General features: G+C 71.6%; 6 protein-coding genes. 3 read left to right on the plus strand and 3 right to left on the minus strand.

Annotation, left to right across the window (positions count from 1 at the left end; all coding sequences use genetic code 11):
- Nucleotides 1-88 precede the first annotated feature (88 nt).
- A complete protein-coding gene (locus FOE67_RS13320) occupies nt 89-1,828 on the minus strand; it encodes an IlvD/Edd family dehydratase (protein WP_182663896.1) in 1,740 nt (579 codons plus the stop codon).
- A gap of 298 nt (nt 1,829-2,126) precedes the next feature.
- On the opposite strand from FOE67_RS13320, the gene FOE67_RS13325 reads away from it, so the two are divergent.
- Nucleotides 2,127-2,825 carry a FadR/GntR family transcriptional regulator gene (locus FOE67_RS13325; protein WP_182663904.1) on the plus strand — a complete coding sequence of 233 codons (699 nt, stop codon included), beginning with the start codon at nt 2,127-2,129 and terminating at the stop codon, nt 2,823-2,825.
- Between the two features lie 69 nt (nt 2,826-2,894).
- Here FOE67_RS13325 and FOE67_RS13330 read toward each other — a convergent pair whose 3' ends face one another.
- Nucleotides 2,895-3,797 (minus strand): LysR family transcriptional regulator, encoded by a 903-nt coding sequence (locus FOE67_RS13330; protein ID WP_182663898.1) that lies wholly within the window; start codon nt 3,795-3,797, stop codon nt 2,895-2,897.
- A 230-nt stretch (nt 3,798-4,027) separates the two neighbouring features.
- Nucleotides 4,028-4,705 carry a type 1 glutamine amidotransferase domain-containing protein gene (locus tag FOE67_RS13335; RefSeq protein WP_182663900.1) on the minus strand — a complete coding sequence of 226 codons (678 nt, stop codon included), beginning with the start codon at nt 4,703-4,705 and terminating at the stop codon, nt 4,028-4,030.
- Between the two features lie 330 nt (nt 4,706-5,035).
- On the opposite strand from FOE67_RS13335, the gene FOE67_RS13340 reads away from it, so the two are divergent.
- Both FOE67_RS13340 and FOE67_RS13345 read left to right on the plus strand, forming a co-directional pair.
- Entirely contained in the window at nt 5,036-5,764 is a 729-nt protein-coding gene (locus FOE67_RS13340; RefSeq protein WP_182663902.1) for a type 1 glutamine amidotransferase domain-containing protein, read from the plus strand.
- Between the two features lie 84 nt (nt 5,765-5,848).
- Nucleotides 5,849-6,172 (plus strand): putative quinol monooxygenase, encoded by a 324-nt coding sequence (locus tag FOE67_RS13345; protein WP_182663906.1) that lies wholly within the window; start codon nt 5,849-5,851, stop codon nt 6,170-6,172.
- Nucleotides 6,173-6,201: the final 29 nt, after the last annotated feature.

The following is a 6,201-nucleotide window of genomic DNA, read 5'->3' on the forward strand; positions in this document are numbered from 1 at the left end:
GGGCGGGGGCGGGTCGCTGCCGGTTCCACGGTGGTCTCTCCCGGGTTCTCGAGGTGTGGTGACGCCGTGCGCGGGGCGGTGCGCCGGCTCAGTGGGAGTCGCGGGGGACGTCGTACCCGCGGCATCCGCGCAGGAAGTCGAAGTCCGCGCCCTTGTCGGCCTGTTCGACGTGCCGGGTGTAGAGCCAGGTGTAGCCGCCGGTGTGCTCCTCGGCGGGCGCCCGCCATGTCGCACGGCGCCGCCGGAGTTCGGCGTCGTCCACCTCCAGACGCAGGGTGCGGTTCGGGACGTCGAGGACGATCGGGTCCCCGTTCCGCACGAGGGCGAGGGGCCCGCCGACCGCGGCTTCGGGGGCCACGTGCAGCACCACGGTCCCGTACCCGGTTCCGCTCATCCGGCCGTCGCAGACGCGCACCATGTCCGTGACGCCCGCCTTCAGCAGCTTGGCCGGCAGCGGGACGTTGGAGACCTCGGGCATGCCGGGGTAGCCCTTGGGGCCGGCGTTGCGGATGACGAGCACGGTGTTCTCGTCGACGTCGAGCTCCGGGTCGTCGGCGACCCGGTGGTACTCCTCCGGGGAGTCGAAGACGCGTGCGGGACCGCGGTGGGTGAGAAGGTGGGGTGAGGCGGCGGACTGCTTGATCACCGCGCCGTCCGGACACAGGTTGCCGCGCAGCACGGCGGTGCCGTTACCGGCCGGCTGGAACGGGGCGTCGAGACCGGTGATGACGTCCGGATCGACCCGTTCGGCGCCCGCGACGTTCTCGGCGACGCCCCGTCCGGTGACGGTGATCCGCTCGCCGTGCAGAAGCCCGCCGCGGAGCAGTTCGGCCATGACCGCGGGCAGCCCGCCCGCGTAGCAGAAGTCCTCCATCAGGTATCTGCCGCTGGGCATCAGATTGACCAGGGTGGGCACCGCCCGGGCCAGGGCGTCGAAGTCCTCGGGGTCCAGGTCGACGCCGACGCGTCCGGCGAGGGCGGTGAGGTGGATGATGGCGTTGGTGGAACCGCCGATGGCGGCGTTGACCCGGATGGCGTTCTCGAACGCCTCGCGGGTCAGGATCGCCGAGGGGCGCAGCCCTTCCTCCACCATCCGCACGATGCGACGCCCCGCCGCCTGCGCGGTCTCCATCCGCCGGGAGTCGACGGCCGGCCAGGCCGCCGAGCCCGGCAGCTGCATGCCGAGCGCTTCGGCCGCGCAGGCCATGGTCGAGGCGGTCCCCATGGTCATGCAGTGGCCGCTGGAGCGGGCCATGCAGCCCTCGGCGACGTGGCTCTCCTCCTCCGTCATCCGGCCGGTCTTCAGATCCTCTTCGAACTTCCACACGTGGGTGCCCGAACCCACGTCCCGGCCGCGGTACTTGCCGTTCAGCATCGGGCCGCCGGTGACCATGAGGGCGGGCAGGTCCACGCTGGCGGCACCCATGAGCATGGCGGGTGTCGTCTTGTCGCAGCCGGACAGCAGCACGACGCCGTCGAGCGGGTTGGCCCGGATCAGCTCCTCGACCTCCATGGCCATGAGGTTGCGGTAGAGCATCGCGGTGGGACGCATCAGGGTCTCGCCGGTGGCCATGGTGGGGAACCGGAGCGGGAAGCCGCCCGACTGCCACACGCCGCGCTGGACGGCTTCGGCGACCCCCGTGAGGTGGGTGTTGCAGGGGGCGAGCTCCGAGGCGCTGACAGCGATGCCGATGACGGGGCGTCCGTCGAACACCTCGTGGCCGAACCCCTGGTTGCGCATCCAGGAGCGGTACAGCATCCCGCCGCGGCCCCGTGCGCCGAACCACGCCCGGCTGCGGCGGCCGGTCCCTCGCGCTTCTTCCGTCATTCCTCGCTCCTGTGGTCGCTCGGTGTCGGCCGGTGCCCCTCGGTGTCGGCCGGGGTCGGCCGGTTGGACCCGGACCGCCGGCCCGCGGTTCTCGCGGACAGCGCCGGAAAGGGCCGGCACATCGGCGCCCCCGCCCGGTGCGCGGCCGGCGGGCGCGGCGATCGGTCCCTCCTCCCTCCGGGTCACCCGGCGAGATCTCCGCCGTGGGGGGGGTCACGCACGCGGCCGGTAGCCTTGGCCAATCATTAAATGATTCGATGAATGACGTCCAGGGGGAGAACCCGTGCGTTACCGGACGATGCACCAGCGAGTGGTCGACGAACTCGGCCGACGCGTCGTGAGTGGCGCGTGGCAACCGGGGCAGGCGCTGCCGGTCGAAGAGGCGCTCGCCGGCGAGATCGGCGTCAGCCGCGGCGTGCTGCGGGAGGCGGTGAAGGCCCTGGTCGCCAAGGGGTTGCTGCGGGTGCGCCCACGCACGGGGACGCGTGTGCCGCCCCCGGAGCACTGGAACCATCTGGACCGCGACGTGCTGCGCTGGAAGCAGGCGGAAGATCCCGGGGCGCTGCTGCGCGACACCGGTGAGCTGCGCCGGATCGTCGAGCCCGAGGCGGCCAGGCTCGCCGCCGGCCGGGCCGGGTCGGACGGGACGCGCGCCCTGTACGAGGCCCTGGCGGCCATGGAGGCAGCGGCGGCGAAGCCCGGGCGTGACGAGTACATCGAGGCGGATCTCGCCTTCCATCGCGCGCTGCTCAACGCGAGCGGCAACCGGCTGCTCGGTTCACTGGGTCGCGCCGTCGACATCGCCCTGGAGCACAGCTTCCTCCTCAGCACGCGGACCCCCGGCGCGGTCGAGGCCTCGCTGGCACCCCACCGCGCCATCGTGGACGCCGTGGCGGCCGGTGATCCCGCGGCGGCCGCGGCGGCGGCGCTGGCGATCATCGAAACAGCGGAGCGGGAGATCGCCCGGTCCCCCGGGCCGACGCCGGATCCGGGGTGACCGGCATGCCGCGCCCGGAGGGCCCCGGAGGGCCCGCACGGGCCCGGCCCCACCGGTGTCCTCGACGTGTCAGGACCAGAGGCGTCCCTTCAGCAGAAGGTGGCCGTGCAGCAGGGTGAGATCGGGCCGGGAGAACTCGCCCTGTCTGTGCGCCAGGTAGAAGGTGTTGATCGGGGGCACCTCGGGCTGCAGCAGCGGGACGATCGCGCCGGAGGCCAGTTCCTCCGCACAGAGGTAGGTGGGGAGTACGGAGACACCCGCGGAGGACTTCACGGCGGCCAGGGCTCCCCGCAGGTCGGGGACCACGATCGCCGGCGTCATGTCGGGCGCCGCGTCGAAAACACCCCGCCAGTAGCGCCGGATGATCGGGAGGGATTCGGCGTAGCTGATCCACGGGAGCTCGGAGAGCACCGCGGGCCCGTCGGCCGCGAGCCGCTCCCGGGGGATGCGGGCGGCCAGTTCGGCCGAGGCGAGAAGGACGAACTCCTCGTCGAACAGGGGGGAGGCGGCGATGCTGCGGATCCGCGGCCGGATCGTGGACAGCACCAGGTCGAGTTCCCCTTCGACGAGCCGGGTCAGCAGGTCGTCCGCGAGGCCGAAGACGAAGCGGAACCGGATCCCCTCCGCCACCAGGTCGCTGATCGCGGGAATGAGCCGGCTGGTCATCAGTTCCGTCGGCCCGCCGACGTACAGGGGACGGCGCGGCGCCTCCTTGCCGTAGGCGGAGTCGACGGCGTTGCTGAGCGCGTCGACCGGCCCCTGTACCTCCCGCAGGAGGCCGTCCGCGGCCGGGGTGGGCTGCGCGCCGTGGGGAAGCCTCTCGAAGAGGAGCCAGCCGATCTCCTTTTCGAGATTGCGGATCTGGTGGGTGACCGCCGGCTGGGACATGCCGAGCTTCTGCGCCGCTTTGGTGAAGGAGCCCAGGCGATAGACGGTGACGAAGGTGCGCAGCCAGTTGAGTTGTACGCTCATGCCATCCCCCCGAGTCGTCCCGGCGGCGTGGCCGCGGGGTGTCCGGTGTGCGGACGCATGCCAGGGTGCCAGGCCGCTCACGCGTCCGTCGGCGGTGTGACCGGTGTCACCGCCCGGCCGCCTTCCCCACCCCGCGGGGCGGGGAAGGCGGCCGAGCGGGGCGGGCCGGGACACGGGCGCCGCCGGGGGACGCGGCGGGGTGTTCCAGGCCGCCCGGCCGGGCACGGGGGTCAGGCGGCGGAGAGCTCCCGGATCGCCAGCTCGGCGACCTTGGCGGCGGACGCCGGGTTCTGCCCGGTAACCACGCGGGAGTCGGCCACGGCGTGCTCGGTGAAGTCGGGCGCCTTGGTGATCTTGGCGCCGCGCTCGGCGAGCTTCGACTCCAGAAGGAACGGCACGACCTCGGTGAGCCCGACCGCGGCCTCCTCCTCGTCGGTGAACGAGGAGATCTGCTTGCCCTCCACCAGGTAGGTGCCGTCGCTCAGCCGGAGGTTCACCAGACCGGCCGGGCCGTGGCAGACGGCGGCGACCACACCACCGCGCTCGTAGACGGCGGCCGCCAGCTCCGCGAGTTCCCGGGACCCGGGGAAGTCCCACATGGTGCCGTGCCCGCCCGCGAAGTAGATCACGTCGTAGTCCTCGGCCTTCAGGTCCCCCGGGGCCGGGGTCGCGGCCAGGGCCTCCTGCACGGCTTCGTCCGCGAGGAAGGCGGAGACGACGGGGTCGTCCTTGTTGATGCCGTCCTGCGGGGCCGCCCCTCCCTTGACCGACACGTAGGCGACCTCGAAGCCGGCCTCGCGGAACACCCGGGCGGGGTGGGCGACCTCGGGCACGTAGAAGCCGGTCTTCCGGCCGGTGTCCCCGAGTGTGTCGTGGCTCGTCAGGGCGAAGAGAACCTTCTTGGACATGGGTGCTCCAGAGTTCACGGAAGAGGACTGCGTGACGTCGAAACGGCTCCCCGCGGGCGCTCGGCGCGATTCGCTCTCGCGACGAGGAGCCGTCCGCCGTGCGCGCGCCCCGGGGCCGAAGGGCGGCGGGCGCCCTTCCCACCGAGAAATCTAGGCCTCCCGGCGGATGCCTTCAAATAGGCAAGTGCATCCCCCGCATAGACACTTTTATGAGGGGCGGAAAGTCGACTCCGGAATCTTTCAGGAACGGATGTTGTTGGCGTATGGTGCCTACGAGTGACCGGCGGCCGGGTGCCACCCCGCCACCATTTGTTGGGAAAGCGAGAAGAAATGCCCACAACCCCCACACGCGGTCTCATTGTCCTGAGCAACGTCGAACGACTTCCCAATGGCCGGCCCGCCGGCTTCTGGCTGCCCGAGGCCGCGTACCCCTGGTTGGCGCTCGTGTCCTCGGGATGGGACTTCCTTTTCGCCGGCACGGTCGGCGGCCGGCCCCCGATGGGCGGGGTGGACACGTCCGATCCGCCCCAGCGCATGTTCCTGGAGGACGGGACGGTGCGGGCACGACTGGAACACACCGGGGCGATCGGCGCTCTGAACCCCTCGGACTTCGGCGTGGTGTTCGTCGCGGGCGGTCACGGAGCCATCCTCGACCTGCCGGACGACGAGGACCTGGCCCGTTTCCTCGCCGCGCACTGCGCGCGGGGAGGCGTGATCGCCGCGGTGTGCCACGGCGTCGGTGCCCTGCTCAACGTGCGCACCCCCGCCGGTGGTCATCTGGTGGCGGGGCGCCGGGTGACCTGCTTCACCCAGGCGGAGGAACGGGCTGTGGGGCTGGACCGTGTGGTGCCCTACTTCCTCGACGAGGCACTGAGGGAGCGGGGAGCGTTGTACGAGGCGGGCGAGCCGTTCCGGAGCCATGTCGTCGTGGACGGCACCCTGGTGACCGGACAGAATCCGGCCTCGGCCGCACGGCTCGCGGCAGAGGCCATGAGGCTCGCCGCCGACGCGTCGTTCCCGGCCGGCTGGGCGCGGAGGCGTCCGCAAGCCGTGCGGTGAACGGAGCGGGCGCGCGCTCTTATACGGGAAATGCGTTTCCCTATTTGCGTGACCACGGCAGCCCCACGCATTCTCGGCGGTGAAATGAACTGCCCACGGTCACGAAAGGACGGGAAACCGGTGCCTCTTTATGTTGTCGCCAGGTGGACGGCTCGGACGGAGACCCAGGAGGAGGTGGCGGAGGTTCTGTCCGAGCTGTCGGAAGCCAGCCGGGCGGAGCCGGGATGTCTGATGTACCGGCCGGTGCGTTCGACGGACGATCCGCGTCGCTTCGTCCTTCTCGAATGCTATGCGGACGAAGCCGCCCTGGCACGGCACCAGGAAAGCCGCCACTACCGGGAGCTGGTTCCGGGAAGGGCGGTGCCTCTTCTCGCCGAGCGCGAGGTCGCCCGCTACCGGGAGGCCTGAGGCGGGCGGAGGCGGTCTCTTATAAACAT

The organism is Streptomyces calidiresistens (assembly GCF_014141525.1).
Classification (GTDB): Bacteria; Actinomycetota; Actinomycetes; order Streptomycetales; family Streptomycetaceae; genus Streptomyces; species Streptomyces calidiresistens.